Genomic DNA, 22,949 nt, shown 5'->3' on the forward strand with positions numbered 1-22,949 from the left:
CCACTGACTTCATCGGCCGCACGGGGTGCCGTCGGGCCGCCGTAGCCCTATGGGCGGGGGTGTGTTTCCCCGGGCCGGTCGGCCGCGGGTGCGCTGGGTTCCCGCGGCGGAGAGTTGTCGGGGCCGGCCCAGGATGCGAGGAACCGGAGACTTTCTTGCGCGGCGGATCCCGGTACGGCTGTCATGACCATGAGCTGCTGGTCGGGATCGGTGGCGCAGCTGAGGATCTCCCAGTCGAGGGTCAGCTCTCCGGCGACGGGGTGGTTGAGTTTCTTGGTGCCGCATGTCTTGTGTGCGACGTCGTGGGCGGCCCACCACTGCCGGAAATCGGGGTCACGTACGGAGAGCTCGCCGACCAGTATCGCCAGCCGGGGATCATCCGGGTATTGAATGGCGTCCATTCTGAGGTAGGCCACGCAAGTGCGGGCTGTTGTTTCCCAGTCCGCGAAGAGTCCACGCACGTGCGGGTCGACGAAAGCCAGTCTGAGATAATTTCGCTCCACTGGTGGCAAGGCCGAAAAATCGGTGATGAGAGAAGCCGCGAGTGAATTCCAAGCCAGGATGTCCATGTGCCGCCCCAGGACCAGGGCGGGCGAGTCCGTGAGCTGGTCCAGCAGCCGCTGCAGCTGCGGACGGACTCGCTGGGCGGGTCGTCGCTGCGAGCGTCCTCGGCGCTTGGCTCCGTGTAGGCCCCTCATGTAGGCGGTCTGATCCTCGTCGAGGTGCAGAGCGTGTGCCAAGGAGGTCAGGACCTGTTCGGATGCTTGGAGCCGACCCTGTTCGACGCGGGTGTAGTAGTCGGTGCTGATGGCAGCCAGGTGTGCCACTTCCTCGCGGCGCAGGCCGGGGACCCGGCGGGCGGTTCCGGACTGGGGAAGACCTGCTTGGGCGGGGGTCAGTTCGGCCCGCCGCGCCTTGAGGAATTCCCCGAGCTCGTTGCGCTGTGCGTCTGCGGTAGCCATGTCTTCAGTGTGGCAGGCGGTACGCCTCCTGTGAGGGGGAGGAATCTTTCCCAGGAACGCCCTTTCCCAGGAAATAGCTCTCTCTTGTTGCCCTCTATGCGGCGTGTGATCGTGGTGGAAACGCCTCCCCGAGAGGCCTCGCAGACACAAACCATCACGGAAATTTGCCGATATCAAGAAGGGCATGAAAATGAAGCCGATCAGTGTGGAATTCCAGAGCAACGGCATCACGCTTGCCGGAAATCTGTTCTTCCCCGAGGACCATGCGGAAGGTGACCGGCGGCCGGCGGTGCTCATCGCGCACCCCTTCGGCGGTGTCAAGGAGCAGACGGCCGGACTGTACGCGCAGAAGCTCGCCGCACAGGGCTTCGTCACGCTCGCCTTCGACGCCGCCTACCAGGGCGAGAGCGCGGGAGAGCCGCGGTTCCTGGAGAACCCGTTCGCCCGTGCGGAAGACATCAAGAGCGCGGCAACCTTCCTGACCACCCGCGATGCGGTCGACCCGGAGCGCATCGGCGCACTCGGCATCTGCGCCGCAGGCGGCTACGTCCCCTTCGCGGCGACGACCGACCACCGCATCAAGGCAGTGGCGACCGTCAGCGCGGCGGACATCGGCGCCCTGTTCCGCGAGGGGCTGGGCGGCGGCCAGGACGAGCAGGTCCTGCGGGGCATGCTCGACGCCGCGGCCCAGGCCCGTACCGCGGAAGCCGTGGACGGCATCTTCCAGCTGGGCCCGGTCGTCCCGGAGACCCAGGAAGAGGCCCGCGGCTGGCCGACCCTCTACCAGGAGGGCCACGACTACTACCGCACCCCGCGCGCGCAGCACCCGAACTCTCCCAACCGGTACCTGCTCCGCAGCGTTGACCAGATCGCCCAGTACTCGTCGTACGACCTGGTCGACCTGATCTCCCCGCGCCCCCTGCTGATGATCGCCGGCACCGAGGCGGACACGGCGTACTTCAGCCGTGAGGCGATCGGAAGGGCCCGTGAGCCCAAGGAGCTGTTCTGGATCGACGGTGCCACGCACATCGACCTCTACGACAAGGACGAGTACGTGCCGACCGCGGTCGCGAAGCTGACCGGCTTCTTCAAGGAGAGCCTGGCCACTGCCTGACCTGGGGCCCGGGCTGGCAGGCCGCAGGTGATTCCGGCCCGGCCTCGGAGGCCGGGCCGGTGTCAGCCGGTTACGGGGTCGGAAGTGAGAGCGGCGGACTGCTGGGACCAGTCGGTGTGCGCCGGGAGCCTGGGGTTGGCTGCGTAGGCCGCATCCGAGAGCGCTTGTCGCTGGTTCTTGAGAATTACGGCCCGCCAGGAGGCCGTCAGGGCACCGCGGCAGCTCGCCCAGCCCCACTGGGCGGTAACCGGGGCGCGGTGTGGCGGGGAGGGTGCGGCGCTGCGGGGCGCAGCGTTCGTGCTTTTGCTTCGGGGCGGGGCGGGGCGGGGCGCTGCGCCGTCCGTGCCGCGCGGCGGTGCGGGTCCGCTGCGCTTCCCCGTACCGTCTCACCGTGTGCCGGGCATCCCGCGCTCTCACGAGCTGCGGGTTGGGGCAGCCGGTCATCGGCCGCTCCGCGCCCGGCTTCCTCGCTTCGCGCTGCTTCAAGGAGAGCCCGCCGTGGCAGAGACGGCCGAGACGGCAGAGACGGCCGAGACGGCCGAGTCCGCGGGGCGCTATGCGCAGAGAGTCCACGTGGAAGTCGGGAACACCTCAACGTCTTGTCGTCTCGCCGTGTCGGGCGGGTGGACGAGTGTGGCTGTCTCTCCCGGCCCGAGGGGCGAACGTCACGTGGGGTCGGGTTGTTCAGGGAATGTGGCCGCTGAAGGCAATGTGGAGGATGAGCAGTAGCACTGCCATTAGCACGATGCCCCACGCCCTCAGGTACTCCCGCCAGAATGGCGGCGCGGGGTGGGCTGTTTCGTCGCCTGCCGCGGCTCGGCAACGATCGGAGCGGGCTACGTGCCAGGCAAGCAGTAATCCGAAGGCGGGCAGCAACCCGTAGAGAAGCAGAGCCCTGAGGTTCACTACGCCTCCCTTGAGCAGCCATAGCCCCGGTCAGAGGAGCCGAAAGCCACGGCCCTCACGTTCTTCCCCGCTTCTCGCCAGGCCAGACACCCGGCCGTTCAGCCAGCGTTCGCCGCAGTCCAGTCGGCGGCGATTGATCGGGCGCAGCAGCCGGGCCGCGTCCAGGACGTCCGCGATCCGGTGCTGAGCGGGGTCGGCGTAGCGCACCGCGTTCGTCAGCACCGTGGGGATGGAGAGTCGGTCGGCCAGGCCGAGGGTGTGGGCGGCGAGTCGCAACGAGCCTGCTCCGAGGTCTTGCAGCCCCCAGTGGAGGACCTCCAGGCGCAGGTGCGGCCCGGCGAGCTCCCGCCACGGCACCAGGAGCTCACCCGCCTGAACGGCCCCCGCCAGCCAGGCTGGAAAACCGGACAAGATCTCGGCATCACCAAACCCCTACGCATCGGCCACCGAGACCTCTCACTCCGACTCCTCTCCTACGCCACGCTGCGCACCGTGACCCGCTTCTGCCACTCCTCCGACCCAGCCCTCACCCACCACTACGTCCCACCACTGCGCAGCCTCGAAGCACCCGCACCTCACGCCCAACTCACAGCAGCAGGCATGCCTTTCGCACGCAAAGCATGGGCCGACCGACCTGCAGAATCCCGATGCCGGCGCTGTCCGCTTCGACCACGACCACTACCTCAAAATGTGGTCACTGACCGAACCGAAGATCAACACCGACTTCCTGCTCCTCGATGAGGCCCAGGACACCAACCCCGTAGTCGAGCAGACCTTCAACACCCAACGCGACCACGCCCAGCTCGTCATGGTCGGCGACTCCGCCCAGGCCATCTACCAATGGCGCGGAGCCCGCGACGTCATGACCACGTTCCCCGGCATACTCCTCGCCCTGTCAAAATCCTTCCGCTTCGGCCCCATCTCGCAGCAGAAGCCAACCGCTGGCTCACCATGGCCAATGCCCCCCTGCGCCTCAAAGGTAACGAGACGATTGCCACCGAGCTCGGCCCGGTCGAGATCCCCGACGCCGTCCTGTGCGGCACCAACGTCGGCGCCATGCGCGAAGTCATGCAGCTACTGGAAACAGACCACCGCGTCGCGATGGTCGGGGGAGGAGAGACGCTGCGAGCATTGGCCCGAGCAGCCAACGATCTCAAAGAAGTCCGCCGCACCTTTCACCCCGAACTCATTCTCTTCCCGACCTGGGGCGAGCTGCCGGACTACGCCGATCACGATCCCGCCGGTGGCGACCTGCAGCCACTCGTCGACCTCGTCGAAACCCACGGCACCGACGCCATCCTCAGCGCCGTCGACCAACTCGACGACGAATAAACGGCTGACCTCACCGATGGCTCCGCGTGCGAATCGCCGACGACTTCACCCCACCACCGGACGCCGACGAGCCCGATGACATGGGCCGGACTGGGTGTCTCCTTTGAGTAGCCGATAGCCGGCGGGCGTGCCTCCGGGGAACGCGGTGCCCGGGCCCGGACCTCGCTGTCTGCCCGGGACTCGTTGGCGGAGGCCGGTGCTGAGCACCGCAGCAGTGGGCGGCAGTGCGCCGACGGTGGTCGCGGGCGGTGTGAAGCGGACAGGCCCCGGCGGCTAGGCCGGCATGGTGAGCCCGGGGACCGGCACGAGACGGTAGTTGTTTTCGTCGGAGACGACTGTCCCGGCGGTGGGTGGCGGGAAGTGACTGCCCAGGAGCAGGGTGTCGGTGTCGGCGAGCGCGGCCAGCAGGTCGCGGCGGGTCTGTGTGGCCTGGTCGGCGTCGATGTCCACGCAGCTGGTGATGTGGGGATGCGGCAGCTGCACGGGGTGGTGGATGCAGTCGCCGGTGATGACGGCCGATCGGCTGCCGCTGCGGAGTTCGACGGCGACCTGCCCCGGAGTGTGACCAGGTGTGGCGAACAGCCGGATGCCGGGAGCCACTTCGACGCCCGTGCCGCCCAGGTCGGTGGTCGCGGGTACGTCGATGAGATCGAGTTGGCCGGACTCGCGGATCGGGTAGATCGAGTCGCGGAACATCTGCTGGCGGGGTGCTTCCAACTCGACGCCTGCCCAGTAGTCCCACTTGGTGGTGGATGCCACGTACCGGGCGTTGGGGAAGGTGGGGACCCACGTGCCGTTGTCGTCGCGGGTGTTCCAGCCGACGTGGTCGGCGTGCAGGTGGGTCAGGACGACCAGGTCGATGGTCTCGGGTGCGAAACCGGCCTCGGTGAGCCGCTGCAGGTAGTCGGTGTTCAGGTTGTGCCAGGCCGGGTTGGCACGGGTTTTGCCGTTGCCGATTCCGGTGTCGACGAGTACGCGCAGGCCGTTCGCTTCCAGGGCGAAACTGTGGCTGGCCAGATGCAGGATGCCGTCGTGGCCTGCGAAGGATGGCTGGAGCCACGGCACTTCGTTCACGACGTCGGGTGTCGCGTCGGGCAGTAGCCAGGGGCCGGTCTGCGGGGGAGTTCGGTTTCGTCGATGCGGTGTACGACAAGGTCGCCCACGGTCCAGGCCGGGGCCATGCTGCGGGGGGTGTGCGAGGGGGCGGACGGGTTCATGCGAGGTCTCCTTCGGAGGATGTGAGGCATGCGGGCGGAGGCGGTAGCGGATGCGCTACGGGAGGCCACGACGGCCGACGAGCGGTATCCGGAGGGCGCCGAACTCCTTGATTGACGAGATCGTCCTTGAAGGGGAACGGTGCATGCTCGCCGCCGCACTGGAGTGGTTCTCCCGCCGGCACAGCAGCCGCTTCCGCATGGGCGACAGGGGCGCACCAGTACGTCGTTCGGTCGTGCTGCCGACCACCACGGGGGCTGAACCGCCAGGTCTTCGCGTCGACGGTGGCGATTCACAGCCTCAGGCAGAGGCTTGTCACCGCAGGTGCTCCAGATCTGGCCCGGCGACTTGTACGTGCGCCCGGCAATCGTCCCAATGCGCCCGGACTGGTTCGCCGCGTTACTCCGCAGTCCGCCACCTATGAGATTTCGAAGCTCGAAATGTAATAATTCATGCCAATCGATACAAAGAACCCCCTTCGGGGATGTCGGCCTTCATGAGCGGGATGGATGGCGCGCCGTGAGTATTCCGCAGGACTCGTCGAGTCAGCCTGACCGCGAGCTGGACGACGCAGTCCTCACCACCCTGTTCTCCGAAACCCGGGTCGGTCTGCATGTTCTGGATACGGAGCTGCGGTTGGTCCGGTACAACTCCGCAGCACGGAACATTCGTGCGTTTCCTCTTGAGGAGTTCCTGGGGCGCAGGTTCACCGATGTGTTGCGCACTTATGACGTCGCGCAGGCGGACGCCATCGAGGCCATGGTGACTGAGGTCCTGGAGACCGGCAGGCCCAGACGGGATGTGCTGGTGACGGTGCGTTCGCGGCGTGATCCGTTTGCCCAGGTCGTGGCATCGGTGTCGTGGTTCCGGCTGACGGGTGAGGGCAGGCGCCCCCTGGGCGTGGCGGGCACCATCATGGATGTCACCGACAGATACCGCGCTCACGCGCGACTCGCCTTGTTGGACCGGGCCGCGGCCCGCATCGGCAGCACCCTGGACCTGTTCCGAACCGCGCAGGAACTGGCCGATGTCACGGTCCCGGAGCTGGCCGACACGGTGACGGTGGACCTGCTCGACCTGGTACTGCGCGGTGAGGCACCGGAACCCGGGCCGCTCATCGAGAACCTCCCTATGCGACGGGCCGGCCGGCGCGTGCATGAGAGTGCCGAGAGCTCGGAGGTGTACCCGGTGGGGGACGCGAACGCGGTCTCCGCCGGAACGCCGTACCGATGGAGCATGGCCGACCTGCGGCCCCGGCTGATCGGGCGGCTGGATGCGGATGCCGAATGGCTCTCCCAAGACCCGGTCCGGGCCCGGGTACTGCTCGGGGCCGGGGTCCACTCGATGATGGTGGTCCCCTTGCTCGCCCGGGGCGTGGTATTGGGCCTGGTCTGCTTCTACCGAGGACAGTGCCCGGATGCGTACGAGGACGACGATCTGGCACTCGCCGTGCAACTGGCCGCACGTACCGCAGTGTGCCTGGACAACGCCCGGCTCTACGGCCGCGAACGCTCTGCCGGCCAACTCCTCCAGCTCAGTCTGCGCCCGCGCGAGGTTCCCGTGCACACCGCGGTGGAGACCGCTCACAGCTACGTGCCCTCGGGTGCCGGCGGCGACTGGTTCGACGTCATCCCGCTGTCCGGCGCACGCGTCGCCCTGGTCGCCGGCGACACGCCCGGCCGGGGAATCCGCGCTGCGGCAGCCATGGGCGAACTGCGTGCCGCCATCGGCGCCCTGGCCTCTTTGGACCTGCCGCCCGACGAGCTGCTCGATCGCCTGCACGAACTCGTCACCCGGCTCGGCAGCCGGGAACCCCGGCATGACGGCCCCGACAGCCGAACCGTGGGCACTACCTGCCTGTACCTGGTTTACGACCCGACGACCCGGCAGTGCAGCATGGTCCGGGCGGGCCACCCGCCACCGGTCATCGCCCTCCCCGACGGCACCGTGCAGCTCGCCGACATCCCTCAGGGGCCGCCACTCGGACACGGCCTCCCCGCCTACCAGAGCGTCGAGAGGGAGCTGCCCGAGGGCAGCACCCTCGTGCTTTACAACACCGCCCTGTATCTCCACAGCTCCGCACAGCACGACGGACAACGCCTGGACGGCATCCGCACCGCTCTCGCATCCGACAACCGCTCCCTGCAGGAAGCCTGCGACGCCGTCCTGGACGGCCTGGCCCCGGAAGGGCCCGAGGACGACGTGGTCCTCCTGTTCGCCAGAACCCGCGTCCTCGACACCGACCACCTGGTCTCCTGGATACTGCGCCCGGCGCCGGAGGTCGTCGCCGAGGCCCGCAAGCTCGCAGCCGGCCAACTCGCCGCCTGGGGCCTGGACGACCTCGAGTACACCACCTCGCTGGTGGTCAGCGAACTGGTCACCAACGCCCTCCGCTACTCCGACGGCCCGATCGGGCTGCGCCTGATCCGCGACCGGGCCCTCATCTGCGAAGTGTCCGACACCAGCAGCACGTCCCCGCAACTGCGGCACGCCGCGGACACCGACGAAGGCGGCCGCGGCCTCTACCTCACCGCACAGATGACCCAGCGCTGGGGCACACGCCCCGACCGACGCGGCAAGACCATCTGGGCCGAGCAAGAGCTGCCGTGACCGGTGCGCCCGCACCTCCGGCAAGTGACTTCGCCGTACTCGAGCCACTCCTGCCGGAAGGCGCGATGGTTCGGGGCTGGGCGGATGAGCGGTGGACGGGAGTTGCTTCGGCGGCACGGCCAGCAGTCTGCGCGGCGGGCCATCGAGCGGAACGAGGCGGCGGTGGCCCGCACGCACCTTTCACCCAAACGCCGTTGCTCGCAGTGCGGTGTGCGGCGGCGCGCTGGTTCTTCAGCCAGACGGCGAGGTTCGCGGCGTGCCTGTGGGCTACGGCGAAGGCGTCGGCGAGGTGCACGAGCGCGCTGGTAGCGCGCGGCGCGCGCAAGGTCTCCCGGAAGAAACCCGCAACGACAGACATAGATTGCCTGCGGTCCACACGTCCTTGTGGGCGTTAGAGAACGGGAGGGGTCATGGACCCGCAGGACCACGAGAGATTCCGGGACTTCGTCGATGCCCGGTGGAGCGCCTTGCTGCGCCTGGCGAACCTGCTCACCGGCGGTGACCGCCACGAGGCCGAAGACCTTGTGCAAACCGCTTTGATGAAGGCGCTGGGCCGCTGGCGGCATATCGAGGACCCGGAAGGCTACGTGCGCAAGGTGATGTACCGCCACCAGATCAGCCGCTGGCGGCTGCGCCGGCCGCACAGAGAGGCGACGTTCGCCGCGCCGCCCGAGAGTTTCGGTGTCACCGACGGCACATCCGCCGCCGACCTGCGGATCACCGTGAGCCAGGCACTGGCCCGGCTGACGCCGCGACAACGCACCGTACTGGTGCTGCGCTACTTCGAGGACCTGTCCGAGACCGAGGTCGCCGGCGCGCTGGGCTGCTCGGTGGGCACCGTACGCAGCACCACCCACCGGTCGCTGGCCCGGTTGCGCAGACTTGCACCGGAGCTGGGTTCCCCCGCGCCCACCGCAACAACCACCCCGAGCAACATGTCCCTGAAGGGAGCCCGCACATGAACGCCGACCAGAACGCCGACCAGTTGGACCGCGCGATCCGGGACGTCCTGCACGCCTGGACCCCCAACGACCCCGGCGCTCCTGCGGACATCGCCGATCGCATCGTGCGACGCCGCCGACGACGCAACCTCGTTCGTGTGACCGGAGCCGCCCTCGGCCTGGCCGGCATCACCCTGGGCTCCGCCCTCGCCACCGGTGCGGGCGGCGACAACGAGGCGCAGCCACCGGCCGGGCGGGTGAGTAAGCAGAGCAAGCCCTGGCAGACCACATTGCCCGGCAAGTCCTGGGACGCCTGCACCATCGGTGCCGATACCGGTGACGTGTACTGCCGGGGGATGGAGTACGACAGCATCGGCGTGGATGCCCGTACCGGAAAGGTCGAATGGCAACGGAAGGCCAAGGACGCCAACGGCAGCAGCACCCCATCAGGATCGATGCCCGGCGTCCGTGACGGGGTGTTGTACACCTACGCCGATCACGCCCCGGGGGCGCCCCGGGCCGGCACCGACCTCGTCGCCCTCGACATCGACAGTCGGCGGGTGCTGTGGAAGCTCGAGCTGGCCGACGACAGCCGAGGCCGGACCTCCGCCGTGCTGTTCGACGGCGGGATCCTCGCCAACACTCCGTCGTTCAAGAGCGTGTTCGCGCTGGACGGAGCGACGGGCCAGGCGCTGTGGACGTACAGATGGAAGAAGGCCGATTGCGACCGGGCCGTGATCGGCGGTGTTCCGTACCTGACATGCTCGCCGGACAGCGAGAAGGCGCCGCAGCAGAGCACCGTAGTCCGCCTTGACCCGGCGACGGGCACGCCGCGGACGGTCGCGACCGTCAAGGGCCCGACCACGTACATCGGTACGGACGGGGACGCCGTGCTGCTGGGCGGTATGGCCGGCGGACAGAAGTTCTTCGGCGACCCCGGTCCCGCCACCCTGACCCGCGTCGACACCCGCTCCGGCTCGGTGACGCAGCACCGTGTCGACGGCCTGCCGACGGGTGTGGTCGCGGACGGCCTCATCCTGGCCGCCGGCAGCAACGGCAGCGCCGTCGCGTACTCCGCCGACAACGGCAAGCGGCTGTGGTCGCGCGACCTCGGGCTGACGTTGCGCAAGGATCCGCGCGACCGCGGGATGCGGGAGTTGCCCTCCGCCGCCGCGGTGGACCTCACCAGCCGGGTGGCGTACTACCTCGACCCGTCCGGGCACCTGGTGGGCCTCGATCTGGACAGTGGTGCGGTGCGCTGGCGCGGCCGGGTGCCGCTGCCGAAGAGCCCGGTGCAGGGCGGGATCGCTCCCGAGCTCATGAGTTACGGCCACGACCTCATCGGCCAGGTCGGCGGCGAGCTCTTCAGGATCAAGCCCCAGCTGCCTCAAGGAGGTTGACGGTCGGGATGCAGCGAGGCCGCGCAGGCTCCGGCCCGGGGAACCCGGTTCCGCGCTCTGCAACGAGCTGGTCATGGCTGAGGTCTGCGAGGCCCCGGGGTCGGCCTCTGAGCCGCGCACGGTCACGCCGGGACGCCGACCGGTCATGGAGATCGCCGGGGTTCACAACTGCTGGGCACACAAGCTGCTTTGGCGAGCATGGGCACGATTGAGTGAACGGTGTGACGATCGGTGGGTGTGTCTGGCGGGGTGTGCGTAATGTTCTCGGTGCGATCTGGGACGCCGGGTGTGGCGTCAGCAGTCGGGGCCCCCGTGTCACCAGCGAGATGGTTCGGGGCCTCCCCGTCGCCTCTGGCCACACCCATATGGCCAGGTCGTAGGGATCCCGCCCGCCCGGGACGGACCGCATACGGGATATGCGTCGCCGGCCGGGATGCGAAAGCGGAGGACCAGTGCGCCCAAGACCGTTCGGGGCGTGCCGGTGAGTCAGGACTCACTCCTGCTCACTGCCCAGGAACGGTACCGCACGAGCTGATCGGCTGGACGCCCGGCGCGGCGAGCGGATCGCCGCCTGTCTGACGGAGCTGGAGAACGAGTACGTCACGGTCATGGGTGATTGAAGCGCGGCCGAAGGTCCTGAGTGGCTTCGGACCGTGGTGGCGAAGAAGGCGGATTCAGCGGTGTTGTCCTAGTCGTGATCGGTGGTGAGGGCGACGTGCCGCCAGGCGTCCATCTCTTTGCGGAAGGTGTCCAGTTTGGCGTCGAAGGCTTGCAGGGTGTCGGCTCCGAGCGGGAGGCGCAGGGGCGGCTCGGGGGCGGCGGCCATCTCGACTATGGCGCGCGCGGCCTTGACCGGGTCGCCGGGCTGGGCGTGGTTCAGGCTCGCGGCGGCTGCACGCATCGCGCCGACGGTGGGCGCGTAGTCGCCGATGGTGTCGGGGCCGGTGTGCAGGCTGGCGGGGTCGAGGAAGTCGGTGCGGAAGAAGCCCGGTTCCACGAGCGTCACGTGGATGCCGAGGGGGGACAGTTCGGTGTGGAGGGTCTCGGTGAAGCCTTCGACGGCGAACTTTGTGGAGGCGTAGATGCCCCAGCCCGGCGCGGTGGCGAAGCCCACGATGGAGCTGATGTTGATCACGTGGCCGGAGCGCTGGCGGCGCAGTACCGGCAGCACGGCGCGCTGGACGGCGAGCGGGCCGAACACATTGGTCTCGTACACCGCGCGGACCGCGTCGTCGTCGGACTCTTCGACGGCGGCGAGCAGTCCGGTGCCGGCGTTGTTGACCAGGACGTCGATCCGGCCGAGCCGCTCGACCGCCGCGTCGACGGCCACTTGGATGCTCCGGTGGTCGGTCACGTCCAGCGGCACGGGGAGCAGCGCGTCGCCGGCGTCGGGAAACTGCTCGCGGACGGTTTCGGCCTTCCGCGCGGTCGCGACCACCTGATGCCCGGCGGCGAGGGCGGCACGGGTGATTTCCAGGCCGAAGCCCCGGGATGATCCAGTGATGAACCAAACGCTCATTGTCTTCTCCAGTGTTCAGGCAGTGGGCAGGTCGAAGGCCGCGCGGTTTTGGGCGATGAAGCCCTCGACGTCGAGGGGGTCGCTGCCGCCGATCGTCTTCACGAGGTCGTTGGTGCCGGCGAAGACGCCGTTGCGGTAGTCGACGGCCACGGCGAGCAGGTGCTGGATCAGGTGATCCGGCGCGCCGCGTCCGTGCAGGATGGCGGCGAATTCGTCGAGTTCGATGGGAACGTAGGTGACTTCACGGTCCAGCGCCCGCGACATCTTCTCGGCGATCTCGTAGTGGTTGAGTTCCTCGGCCCCGTACAGCGGGTAGATCTGGCCGGCGTGCGGGGCGGGGTCCTCCAGGATGGCCGCGATCACCTTCGCCTGGTCGCTTTCCGCGATGGGGGCGTGGCGTCCGTCGGCGAACGGCAGGCGCAGTTCGCCGGTTCCGTCGGCCCAGGTGTCGATCAGCCACTGGGCGAAGAAGGTTGGGCGGATGTGGGTGACGGGGACCGGGGCGTGGTCCAGGACGCGTTCGGCGACCCAGTGCTGACGTGCCGCGTTGCTGGCGGTTTTGCGGCGGGCGGAGACCTGCGACATGTTCACGATCGCCTGGACCCCGTTCTCCGCCGCCGCCTGGGCCACGTTCGCAGTGGCGTCCATCAGTCCGGGGCGGATCGGATAGGTGAAGTACAGGGCGTCGATCCCCTTGGCCGCCTGGGCCAGGGAGTCCAGGTCGAGGACGTCGCCTTCCACGACGTCCGCTCCGAGGGCGGCGAGCCGCTCGGCGCGCCCGTCGAGGCCGCGGACGAGTGCGCGGACGCGGTGTCCGCCCTGGAGCAGGAGTTCGGTGGTGTGGCCGCCGGTTTTGCCGGTGGCCCCGATCACGAGGAGGTTGCGTTCCATGATGGTGATCTCCGTTGTTCGAGAGGGAGCTGGTGGGAACTTCAGCGTCAGTCCTTCGAGCGGGTGTCGCACGAGATGGGTGAGAGGCGGTGCGATGCCCGTCCAGCAGGAGGCTGTGGTTGCGGGCCCGGCCCGAGTGGCCGCGGCCGTGTGGTCAGGGTGTGTGGCGGGGCCGGAGGGCGAGCAGCGCGGTGGCCGCGGCGATTCCGGCGCCGCCCTGGACGGACCAGGCGCGGTCGAACCCGGTGGTCGTGGCCTGGGGGGTGAGGGCGACGAGCAGGGCCACGCCCACGGCGCTGCCGATCTGGCGGCTCATGTTGAGTACGGCGCTGGCGGTGGTGGCTCGTTCGGGTGCGAGGGTGCCGGCGGCGGCGAACAGCGGCGCCTGGGCCAGACCGCCGGCCAGGCCGACCAGGATCAGGCCTGGGAACATGCCGCCCCAGTAGTCGGGGGTGGTGTGCACGGTCGCGATCCAGTAGGCGGCGGCGAGTGCCATGGCCAGCGTGCCGGTCACGACGGGGGCGGTGCGTCCGAAGCGGCTCTGGATGGGGCCGGCGTTCATGGCGAAGGCGATCGAGGCCAGGGGAGCCGGGGCGATGGAGACGCCTGCGCGCAGCGGGCTGAAGTGCCAGACCTCCTGCATGAACAGGGCGGTGCTGAGCAGGACGATGGCGAAGCCGACGGAGAACAGGAACAGGGCCACAGTGGCGGCGGTGAACGGCCTGCCGGCGAACAGCTGCTTCTCGATCACCGGCGCCTTGGCGCGCAGGGTGCGCTCGATGGTCGCGGCAGCGGCCAGGGCGGCTGCGGTGAACAGGGCCACGGTGCGGATGTCCGTCCAGCCCCACCCTGATCCCTGGACGGTGGCGAGCACCAGCAGGCTCACGGCCAGCAGCAGTGCGAGGGCGGAAGCCGCGTCCGGCACAGCGGCCCCCTTGGGCTGGCGCACCTCGGGCAGCAGCAGCGCGCCGGCGACGAGGGTGGCGATGCCGACGGGAACGTTGATCAGGAAGATCCACCGCCAGTCGAGGGTGACGAGCAGTCCGCCGACGGGCGGGCCCGCCGAGGCCGCGATCGCGCCCATGCCCGCCCACAGGCCGACCACCAGGGTGTGCCGGCGCTTGGGGAAGCTCGGGTAGAGCAGGCCGAGCGAGGTCGGCACGATCATCGCCGCGCCGACGGCCTGGAGAGCCCGGGCACCGACCAGCACGCCGAGACTGGGTGCGGCGGCCGCGACGGCGGAGGTGAGGGTGAAGAGTGCCACTCCGGACAGCAGCATCTTCTTGCGCCCCCAGTGGTCCGCGATCCGGCCCGCGGGCACGAGCACGGAGGCGAAGACGATCGCGTAGGCCGACAGAACCCACGACACGCTCGCGACTCCCGTGCCCGGGAACGACCGGCCGATCCCATCGAGGGCGACGTTGACGACGAAGAAGTCGAGCTGCGCCATGAAGGCGACGGCACCCAGCACCGCCATGATGCTCCAGCGGCGCGGGTGACCCGCCTCGGTGACGGCCGGGGCCGGGCCGGTGCGCGGTGTCGTCGCGACCGCCTGCGGTGCAGCCTGTGTGGACATCCTGTCAGCCTCTCCAAAGGAATGGGCTTGGTAGCCCTTTTTCCGCCTGCCCCCAGGAGACACCTCACAGAATGGGTTGTCAAGCCCCTTTTTTGCGGTAGGGTGGACACCATGACCGCCACCAGCGAAGCGCCGGATCGGAAGCTGACCGCCAAGGGCCTGGCCACACGCGAACGCATCGTCAGGGCGGCAGCTGAGCTGATCTACGAGCACGGGGCGCAGAACACCAACAACGAGCAGATCCGTGCGGCCGCCGGAGTCAGCGGCTCACAGCTGACGCGCCACTTCCCCACCAAGGAGTCCCTGGTGCACGCGGTGCTCGCCTGGCAGGCCGACAGCATCGTCGCCCGCCACCAGGCGCCGGAGCTGGGAGAGTTGGACAGCTTCGCCGCCCTGCGCCGGTGGGCCGACTCCTACATCGCCTCGCAGGACATGATGCGCGGCGGCTGCACGTTCGGCTCCCTGGCCGCCGAGGTTGTCAAGATCGAGCCCTCCCACCGGGACGTGGTGGCCGACGGCTTCGAGCGGTGGCAGGAGCTGTTCAAGCGCGGCCTGAGCAAGATGCGCGAGCGCGGCGAACTGCGGCCGGAGGCCCACCCGGCCGCGCTGGCCCACCTGCTCGCCGCCGCGTTCCAGGGCGGAGCGCTGCTGGACCAGGCGGCCGGCGAGTCCACACCCCTGCGTGACGCGCTGTACGGGGCCCTGGCCTACGTCGAGTCATTCGCCGCAGAACGCTGACCGCACTGCGGAGTACGGACCGTTCCTGGGCGGTGAGCAGGAGTGAGTCCTGGCTCACCGGCGCGCTCCGAACGGTGTTGGGCGCGCTGGTCCTCCGCTTTCGCGTCCCGGTCGGCGACGCATATCCCGTATGCGGTCCGTCCCGGGTGGGCGGGATCCCTACGATCTGGCCATATGGGTGTGGCCAGAGGCGACGGGGAGGCCCCGAACCATCTCGCTGGTGACACGGGGGCCCCGACTGCTGACGCCACACCCGGCGTCCCAGATCGCAGCGCGAACATTACGCACACCCCGCCAGCCATGCCCACAGACCGTCGCACCGTTCGCTCATTCGTGCCCATGTTCGCCAAAGCGGCTTGTGTGCCCAGCAGTTGTGACCCTCAAGCAAGCAGCGTTCAGGAGGCGTCCGAGGCGAGCGGGCGGGGCGCCTGCTGGGACCGGGCCCGTGCCGTGAGCGGGAGTCCTGCGAATGCTTGATCGGCGACGCGCTCCAGTGCGACCGCGTCGAACCCGGCCCTGGCCAGTACTTCCATGCCCCGGTTGGTTGCCATGAGCAGTTGGCTGATTTCGGGGGCGTCCGCCTCGGGGTCGAGGTCGCCATGTCGCTGCGCAGCCTGAACGCACTCGGTCAGTGAACCTTCAATTCTCGTGAAGGCCTGCCGGACGCGTGCAGTGGCCTGCGGATCGTGGTCGGCTCCCTCGACGACGAAGCCGGTCACCATGCAGCCGAGCCCGTCGGAGTCATCGTGCACAAACCGCGCTGACTTCACGAGATACGCGTGCAGCCGTTCCAGCGCGGTGTCATCGGGGCCTTCGAGTACGGCCACCCAGGCGGTCTCGTTGCGGTCGCAGTACGCCTGCAGCGTCCGCAGGTACAGCTTGCTCTTGTCGCCGAAGGCGGCGTAGAGGCTGCCGCGGCCCAGCCCGCCGGCCTTGGCGATGTCGTCAACGCTGGTACCGGCGTATCCGGTACGGCGGAACTGTCGCTCGACGGCCTGTACGACCTTGTCCTTGTCGAATCCTGGTGGGCGCCCCATGGGGGCCAGCCTACAGGCCGCACGAGCATTCTTGACATTCCGTTCCACAACTTCTTACGGTTCCTGACAGAGCGGTCCAGAACCCTGGTGTCCGTCACTCACGGCATCCCGCAGAACGGATGAGACGCATGTCTTCGCAAGATCAAAAGGGCGGCAGCCGGATGACGGCGTCCGTTCCGGCCCAGGCTTCCCGCGCCGCGGACCCCGGCAGCGGACAGGCCCGCTGGCTTGGCCTTCTGGTGGTGTGTCTCGGCGTCATGATGGCCTTCGTCGACGTCACCTCCACCATCTCGGCCCTGGGCGATATACAAAGCGACCTGCACGTCACTGCGAGCACGCTGGTATGGATCACCAGCGCGTACAGCCTTGCTGTCGTGAGCTTCGTGATGTCCGCCGGGACCTTCGGCGACCTCGTGGGGCGTCGGCGCGTGTTCAGCCTGGGTGCCGCCGTCTTCCTGGCCGGCAGCGTAGTCGCTGTTTTCGCCGACAGCGCCGGCATGCTCATCGCCGCACAGGCGATCGCGGGCCTCGGCGGCTCAGCCGTGTTGCCGACAAGCCTGGCGATTGTCAGTGCCACTTTCACCGACCCGCACGAGCGCACCTCCGCGATCGGCATCTGGGCCGCGTGCTCCGGAGTGGGCCTGGCCATCGGCCCGATCCTCGCCGGAGCCCTGCTCGAACATTTCTCCTGGCACGCTGTCTACATCGCCAACATCGTCATCGCCGGCGCGGCCCTCCTCCTGGCCCCGGTCTTCGTAGCCGAGTCCAGGCACCCCACGCGCAAGCCCGATCTTGCGGGCCTCGTCCTGGGCACAGTGATGACGGCTTCGGCTACCTACGCGATCATTCAGGGTGGCGCCACCGGATACACCAAGGCGCCGATCATCACCATGTATGTGGTCTTCGCCGTATCTCTGTTCATGTTCGTACGCGTAGAACTCCGTCACCCCGACCCCATGCTGGACCTGAAGCTCTTTCGGAGCGCTTCCTTCTCGGCCGTCATGGGCGTGGCTGCTGTCAGCGTTTTCGGACTGGTCGGTGTCGCCCTGCTCAGCGTGCTCTACATGGAACGTGTGGGACAGACCAGCCCCCTTGACGTCGGCGTGCGCCTGCTGCCGCTGTTCGGAACGTTCCTCCTGGTCACCGTGGCGGCCGCCCGAGTGCTGGTACACCGGGTCGGCTTCACACCCTTGATCACTGCGGGCCTGGTCCTCATCGGAGCCGGGTCTCTCGCTCTGCTCGCGACCGATGCCTCGGGAGGTTACGGGGCGATGTGGCCCGGGCTGCTCGTGGCGGGCATCGGCGCGGGCCTGCTGACGGCGCCTTCGACGGCTTCCGCAGTCAACAGTGTCCCGCCACAACAGGAGGGCATGGCGGCAGCAGCGGTGAACATGGCTCGTCAGCTGGGAACGGTGCTCGGCCCCAGCGTGCTCGGAACTGTCGTCACCAGTCGCTTCCCCCGGAACCTCCATGACCGTCTCGTCGAGGCAGGCGTCCCGTCGCCGCAGGCGGACAGGATCGTGGAGGGTGCGTCACACGGCGGCAGCGCGACAGACCTCCCCGCATCCCTCGCTCGCGTGGTGGGAACCGCGGTACCGAGGGCGTTCACCGACGCCGTGCACTTGGGCAACGTCATAGGCGGAGTTGTACTGATCGTCATGGCCGTGCCTACGGCGCTGTTTGTCCGCCACAAGGTTCACAGTCCCCGGACATCCGCCGAAGCGTAAGCGGCACGTCAACGGGACGGTGTGAGGCGGCCACAGGACTTCTGGCCGAACAACGTCCCCCCGAACAGCCGGTGTTGATCGCTGAGCACAACCATCAACACCGGCACCGGCCGCGAACCGAGCACCGGTCAAACGGAGGGCCGGCCCCCCGGGCGACGCCGTGATCAACCGGCGGCCCAGTTCAAGCCAGACTGAAACCGTGCGCCTGACGTCCCGCGTCAGCGTGCGCGCGAAAGGGAGACACCGCCATGGCCAAATTCCTGCTCAGCATCCACGTGCTGGCGGCGATCCTGCTCATCGGACCGGTCACCATTGCGGCGAGTTTGTTCCCGCGTTTTGCACGCCAGGCACTGGCCGACGGACCCGAGCAGCAATCGGCCAAGGGATCGGTCCGGCTGCTGCACCGGATCTGCCGGGTCTACGCTGTGGCCGGCGTCTCCGTCCCGGCCTTCGGTATCGGCACCGCCCAGGTGATGGGCGTGATGGGCAGCGCCTGGCTCATCGCCTCCATGGCTCTGACAGCGGTGGCCGCCGTCCTGCTGGGCATCGCGGTGCTCGGCACCCAGGACAACGTGGTCACCCAGCTCGACAAGCCCGACCAGACGTCGACCGCCGCGGAGTCCCTGATCGCCCGGCTGCCCCGCCTGTCGATGATCACCGGCCTGTTCGCCCTCACCTGGCTGATCGTGGTGGTCCTGATGATCGTCCGCCCCGGCTCGACGACAGGCGCATAACGACTCAGCCACCGCAGTGAACCCCGCGCTCTACCGATGGCTGTTGACGTGGTCGTGCTGTTCAACGCAGAACTCGTTGCCCTCCGGGTCGGCGAGGCCCCCGGCCACACCCCGGCGATGTCTCACGCCCACCGACCCCCTGGGTGACTATCTCGACTCACTGGAGTGCATCGGCCGGCTCGGGGTCGCCGAGGTGCTGCTGGCCCACCAGTACGCGTTCACGGACGCGGCAGGGCCGTACGGGAACTCCTCGACCATCACGAGGAACGGCTGACCGGCCTGCTCGCGCTGTTGGCCACCCCGCTAACACCGTGGCAGCTGGCCGAGCGGATGGGGTGGAACAGGCCGTGGGGACAGATCTCGCACGGTTCACGGAACTTCGCCGTCTCCGGGACGGGGGCACATCTGCGCCGAAGCTGGGACCCGCGGAGACCGTGCCGGTGACATACGTTGCCGCGTGAGGGGCGCGAGTGATCCACCCGTGAGGAAGCGCCCAGCTCGCCCACAGAGACCTCTCGCCGCGGATTCGATGTCGGATCCGCGGCGAGATGCCGGATACAGGACCGGGCCGGCCGGTCGAGCAGATGCCGGGCTCGTCCGGCGCTACTGAGCCGTCAGGCCTTGACCGCGGCCTGATCGGATTCGGTGACAGGGGCGGTCTCGTCGCCGGAGCCTGCCACCACGCGGACTGCCGGAATGGCAGCTGCGATCACCGCGCCGAGCAGGGCGACGCCGCCGCCGATCATCAGAGCAGTGCGGAAGCCGTCCTCGGAGGCGAAGGTGTAGCCGCCCATCGTGGTGGTCATCTGGGCGAGGACCACTCCGATCACGGCCGAGCCGACCGAGGTGCCGAGCGAGCGCATCAGCGTGTTGAAGCCGTTGGCGGCGGCGGTCTCGGAGAGCGGGACCGAACCCATGATCAGGGCGGGCATCGCACCGTAGGCGAGGCCCACACCGCTGCTGGTCACGATGGTGACCAGCATGAGACCCCAGGCCGAGCCCATCAGTGCCAGCGACAGACCGTAACCGGCCGCGATGACCAGGACCCCGGAGATCAGCGTGAACTTCGGGCCTCGGGCATCGGTGAGCTTCCCGCCGAGCGGGGAGACGATCATCATCATGAGCCCGCCGGGAGCCATCCACAGGCCGGCGGCGAGCATCGACTGGCCCAGACCGTAACCAGTGGCCTCGGGGAACTGCAGCAGCTGCGGCACGACCAGCATGCTGGCGTACATGGCGGTGCCCACGAAGATCGAGGCGAGGTTGGTGAGCAGCACCCGGGGGCGGGCGGTGGTGCGAAGGTCGACCAGCGGGTCGCGGGTCCGCAGCTCCCACATCCCCCATCCGACCAGAATCACGACGGCTGCGGCGAACAGGCCGAGCGTGGTCGCCGAGCCCCAGCCCCAGTCGGCGCCCTTGGAGACCGCGAGCAGCAGGGAGACCAGGCCGGCGCCGAGGCCGAGCGCTCCCGGCAGGTCGAAGCGCTGACCCTTGGCGCCGGCCGGTACGTCCGGGATCAGGAACCAGATGAGAGCCGCAACCGCTACGGCCAGGACCGCGGAGCCCCAGAACAGCACGCGCCAGTTCGTGTACTGGGCGACCGCTGAGGCGATCGGTAGGCCGAGGCCACCGCCGATGCCCATGGAAGCGCTGACCAGAGCGATCGAGGAGCTGAGCTTCTCCGCAGGGACCACGTCACGCAGAAGGGCGATGCCGAGCGGCAGCATGCCCATGCCCATGCCCTGCAGACCACGTCCGATGATCATGGGGATGACCGAGGAGGACAGTGCGCACACCACCGACCCCGCGATCAGCGGCACCGAGCACGCGATAAGCATCCGGCGCTTGCCCAGCAGGTCGCCCAGGCGTCCGGAGACCGGCACGAAGACGGCCGCCACGAGCAGGGTGACGGTGATGACCCAGGCGGCGTTCGACGAGGTGGTGTGGAGGATCTGAGGCAGCTCCGCGATGAGCGGCGTGACCAGGGTCTGCATGATCGCTGCCGTGATGCCCGCGAAGGCCAGCGTGGCGACCACACCGCGTGAGCGGCTTGATGCCTGGGAGGCATCCATAGAGGACTCCTTGATTGCATGATGAGAGAACGATATGCATCGTACACGTCTCATGTATCCATCACATCTTGTGCGTGACACATATGCGCATGAGAGGATGCAGGAGAAGGCCGTCGCGAAGGACAAGGTCAGCGCGTCGGACTGGCAGGAAAGGGAAGGCAGCAGGCATATGGTCAGGCCCACGAGTGACGTCGAGTACGAGCAGATGTTGCTCAGCCGCCACGGACTCGTTCACCACAGGAACGTCCGGCGCGAAGGCGGGCTGGAGCGCAGCGCTTACATACTGCTGAGCCGCATTCGTGTCCAAGGACCCATGTCCATCGGTGAACTGAGCGCCGCCCTCGGACTCGACACATCCACTCTCAACCGGCAGACCGGCGCAGCGATGCGCTCCGGCCTCGTGGACCGCATCCCCGACCCCGACGGCGGGATGGCCCGCAAGTTCCGCGTCACGGACAAGGGTGCGAGCCTGCTCGACGAGGAACGCGAACGCACCGTCGACAACCTGGACCGGGTCATGGCCGACTGGTCGGACGAGGACATCGCGGGCTTCGCCGCCTACCTCAAACGGTTCAACACCGACATCGAACGTCTCGCCGGACGCCCCTGGCCCCGGCCGTGAACCCGCGGTCGCGAGCGCGGGCCGACCTCCGCCTCGTGGCCGGGCAGGTGGGTTTACGGCACGAACGCTTCCACCGGGGCCTTGCCCGAGGCCGCGAGGATCTCCGGCTTCCGGTCAGAGACGTTGCGCCGCACCATCCGGTAGGAAACAGCGCTCCTCGACGAGCCGGTGGAAGATCCGCGTGATCGTATGACGCTGTTTACTGATGGCTTTTGATTTCGAGGCCGTGAAGGGCCGAGATCGTCACTCGCTTGGCTCGGTGCCCCGTGGTTCAAGCGGCTGATCACTGAACATGAGTTGCATCTGTTCTTCTCGCCGACTCGCGACGAGCTGAAGTGGGCGGCCGAGGCGACGGACAGCGGCGGGACAGCAGGCATCCAGTCAGCGCGGCGGCGAGGCCGGCCAGCCCGGCCGCCGCGAAGCCGCCCGCCGGCACGGAGGCGTCGATTACCACCCCGACGATCGGGGATCCGAGCGCGAAACCCGCACTCTGCGCCGAGGATTGCAGACCTGTCGCCTCACCCCGCACGCTGGCCGGCGCCAGTCGGCTCACCGCGTCGGCCACCGCGGAAAGGGTCGGCGCGGCGAGAAACCCGGTGCCGACAACGGCCACGCACAACCAGGGCCAGTCGTGGGCAAGCCCCGCAGGAATCGTCACGAGCCCGAGCAAGCCGAGCAGCAACCACGTGGGCACCGACCGGGACAGCGCGCCGTAGATCAGCCCGCCGACGACAGAGGTCACGCCGAGCACGGCCACGACCACGGCGGCCCAGGACACCTGACCTCCTTCTTCGAGCGTGGCGACGATGGCGAGGTCGACGCCGCTGAGCAGCGTCGTAGTACCGAACGCCATCGTCAGTACGGCCATCATGCCGACGCGCAGCCACTCCCGTCGCGGGGGCCGTCCCGTCGCGCCGGCATCCGCCTCGTCCTCGGCACGCAGCGGCGGGTTGAGCAAGGCGATCCCGGTTCCGCCGGCCACGATCGCGGCGCCGAGCCCCCACGCCACCACACCGGGGGACACCTTCGCGGCGCACAGGATCACGACCGCCGGGCCCACCATGTACGACAGCTCGCCTTGCACCGACTCCAGCGCGAACGCGGCCCGGCGCTGTTCCGCCGTCGTCATCGCGGCGATCGCCTGCCTGGTCACCGGCTGGGCCGGCACCATCAGTAGACCCGCCGCAAAGGCGGCACCCAATAGGGCCCTGTACGGCAGGATCGGCACGCTCAGCCAGAACACGACCTGCACTGCGACAGTTACCAGCAGCACCGCACGCAGGCCCCGCCGATCGATCACGCGGCCAAGCAGCGGCCCGCCCAGCGCCAGCCCGGTGGTCAGAGCCGCCGTGACACCGCCGGCTGCCGCATAGCTCATATTCAGGCCCAGCACGACATACATCGTCAGTGCCATCACGACAGCCGTGATCGCGGTACGGGCGAGAAGGGAAACGCCCAACAGCGATGCCATCCCTGGCACGGCGAGTATCTGCCGGTATCCGGTCACTTGCGTGACGCTAGATCCTCCGCCATGCCATAGGTAGTGGTTCATT

The 22,949-nt window shown here is 68.6% G+C and carries 15 protein-coding genes and 4 pseudogenes; 10 read left to right on the forward strand and 9 right to left on the reverse strand.

Annotated features, from left to right (window positions below):
- Positions 1-47: 47 nt before the first annotated feature.
- Positions 48-962, reverse strand: coding sequence for a helix-turn-helix domain-containing protein (locus OHA88_RS43025; RefSeq protein ID WP_328623836.1), 915 nt, complete (start codon positions 960-962; stop codon positions 48-50).
- 190 nt (positions 963-1,152) lie between these two features.
- Here OHA88_RS43025 and OHA88_RS43030 point away from each other — a divergent pair, with 190 nt between their 5' ends.
- A complete protein-coding gene (locus OHA88_RS43030) occupies positions 1,153-2,076 on the forward strand; it encodes an alpha/beta hydrolase (protein WP_328623835.1) in 924 nt (307 codons plus the stop codon).
- A 954-nt stretch (positions 2,077-3,030) separates the two neighbouring features.
- Here the strand turns inward: OHA88_RS43030 and OHA88_RS43035 are convergent.
- Positions 3,031-3,354: pseudogene (locus OHA88_RS43035) on the reverse strand (hypothetical protein); the annotation flags it as partial.
- Here OHA88_RS43035 and OHA88_RS43040 point away from each other — a divergent pair.
- Positions 3,337-4,403 (forward strand): annotated as a pseudogene (locus OHA88_RS43040) (UvrD-helicase domain-containing protein); the annotation flags it as partial. The pseudogenes OHA88_RS43035 and OHA88_RS43040 sit on opposite strands and share 18 nt — an antisense overlap.
- A gap of 184 nt (positions 4,404-4,587) precedes the next feature.
- On the opposite strand, the pseudogene OHA88_RS43045 reads toward OHA88_RS43040, so the two are convergent.
- Positions 4,588-5,531, reverse strand: a pseudogene (locus tag OHA88_RS43045) (MBL fold metallo-hydrolase).
- Positions 5,532-6,048: 517 nt separating this feature from the next.
- Between OHA88_RS43045 and OHA88_RS43050 the strand changes: the two are divergent.
- The 3 genes from OHA88_RS43050 (at position 6,049) to OHA88_RS43060 (ending at position 10,480) form a co-directional block, all read left to right on the forward strand.
- A complete protein-coding gene (locus OHA88_RS43050; RefSeq protein WP_328623834.1) occupies positions 6,049-8,139 on the forward strand; it encodes a SpoIIE family protein phosphatase in 2,091 nt (696 codons plus the stop codon).
- Positions 8,140-8,549: 410 nt separating this feature from the next.
- A complete protein-coding gene (locus OHA88_RS43055; protein ID WP_267007525.1) occupies positions 8,550-9,101 on the forward strand; it encodes a SigE family RNA polymerase sigma factor in 552 nt (183 codons plus the stop codon).
- Positions 9,098-10,480 (forward strand): outer membrane protein assembly factor BamB family protein, encoded by a 1,383-nt coding sequence (locus OHA88_RS43060; RefSeq protein ID WP_328623833.1) that lies wholly within the window; start codon positions 9,098-9,100, stop codon positions 10,478-10,480. The genes OHA88_RS43055 and OHA88_RS43060 overlap by 4 nt, the downstream gene beginning before the upstream one ends.
- Before the next feature lie 688 nt (positions 10,481-11,168).
- Here OHA88_RS43060 and OHA88_RS43065 read toward each other — a convergent pair.
- The 3 genes from OHA88_RS43065 to OHA88_RS43075 all read right to left on the reverse strand — a co-directional run bounded on the left by OHA88_RS43065 (position 11,169) and on the right by OHA88_RS43075 (position 14,466).
- Positions 11,169-11,999, reverse strand: a complete 831-nt coding sequence (locus tag OHA88_RS43065; protein WP_267007527.1) for an oxidoreductase — start codon at positions 11,997-11,999, stop codon at positions 11,169-11,171.
- 15 nt (positions 12,000-12,014) lie between these two features.
- The gene (locus OHA88_RS43070; protein WP_328623832.1) at positions 12,015-12,890 is read right to left on the reverse strand and encodes an NmrA family NAD(P)-binding protein; all 876 of its coding nucleotides are present in this window, start codon (positions 12,888-12,890) and stop codon (positions 12,015-12,017) included.
- A 154-nt stretch (positions 12,891-13,044) separates the two neighbouring features.
- On the reverse strand, positions 13,045-14,466 hold the full coding sequence (locus OHA88_RS43075) for an MFS transporter (RefSeq protein WP_328623831.1): 1,422 nt from the start codon (positions 14,464-14,466) through the stop codon (positions 13,045-13,047).
- Positions 14,467-14,577: 111 nt separating this feature from the next.
- On the opposite strand from OHA88_RS43075, the gene OHA88_RS43080 reads away from it, so the two are divergent.
- Positions 14,578-15,204 (forward strand): TetR/AcrR family transcriptional regulator, encoded by a 627-nt coding sequence (locus OHA88_RS43080; protein WP_328623830.1) that lies wholly within the window; start codon positions 14,578-14,580, stop codon positions 15,202-15,204.
- Between the two features lie 395 nt (positions 15,205-15,599).
- Here the strand turns inward: OHA88_RS43080 and OHA88_RS43085 are convergent, their stop codons facing one another.
- On the reverse strand, positions 15,600-16,241 hold the full coding sequence (locus tag OHA88_RS43085) for a TetR/AcrR family transcriptional regulator (protein WP_267007531.1): 642 nt from the start codon (positions 16,239-16,241) through the stop codon (positions 15,600-15,602).
- 128 nt (positions 16,242-16,369) lie between these two features.
- Here OHA88_RS43085 and OHA88_RS43090 point away from each other — a divergent pair, with 128 nt between their 5' ends.
- The 3 genes and pseudogenes from OHA88_RS43090 to OHA88_RS43100 form a co-directional block, all read left to right on the forward strand.
- Positions 16,370-17,968 (forward strand): MFS transporter, encoded by a 1,599-nt coding sequence (locus tag OHA88_RS43090; protein ID WP_328623829.1) that lies wholly within the window; start codon positions 16,370-16,372, stop codon positions 17,966-17,968.
- 248 nt (positions 17,969-18,216) lie between these two features.
- A complete protein-coding gene (locus OHA88_RS43095; RefSeq protein ID WP_267007533.1) occupies positions 18,217-18,702 on the forward strand; it encodes a DUF2269 family protein in 486 nt (161 codons plus the stop codon).
- Positions 18,703-18,832: 130 nt separating this feature from the next.
- Positions 18,833-19,163: pseudogene (locus tag OHA88_RS43100) on the forward strand (MBL fold metallo-hydrolase); the annotation flags it as partial.
- 153 nt (positions 19,164-19,316) lie between these two features.
- Here the strand turns inward: OHA88_RS43100 and OHA88_RS43105 are convergent.
- Complete coding sequence (locus OHA88_RS43105) at positions 19,317-20,774, reverse strand: MFS transporter (RefSeq protein ID WP_328623828.1); 1,458 nt, start codon at positions 20,772-20,774, stop codon at positions 19,317-19,319.
- Between the two features lie 169 nt (positions 20,775-20,943).
- Between OHA88_RS43105 and OHA88_RS43110 the strand changes: the two genes are divergently transcribed.
- Positions 20,944-21,396: a MarR family winged helix-turn-helix transcriptional regulator gene (locus OHA88_RS43110; RefSeq protein WP_267008261.1), complete on the forward strand. Its 453-nt coding sequence runs from the start codon at positions 20,944-20,946 to the stop codon at positions 21,394-21,396.
- A gap of 283 nt (positions 21,397-21,679) precedes the next feature.
- Here OHA88_RS43110 and OHA88_RS43115 read toward each other — a convergent pair whose 3' ends face one another.
- A complete protein-coding gene (locus OHA88_RS43115; protein ID WP_328623827.1) occupies positions 21,680-22,903 on the reverse strand; it encodes an MFS transporter in 1,224 nt (407 codons plus the stop codon).
- Positions 22,904-22,949: the final 46 nt, after the last annotated feature.

It is taken from the genome of Streptomyces sp. NBC_00353 (assembly GCF_036108815.1).
Taxonomy (GTDB): Bacteria; Actinomycetota; Actinomycetes; order Streptomycetales; family Streptomycetaceae; genus Streptomyces.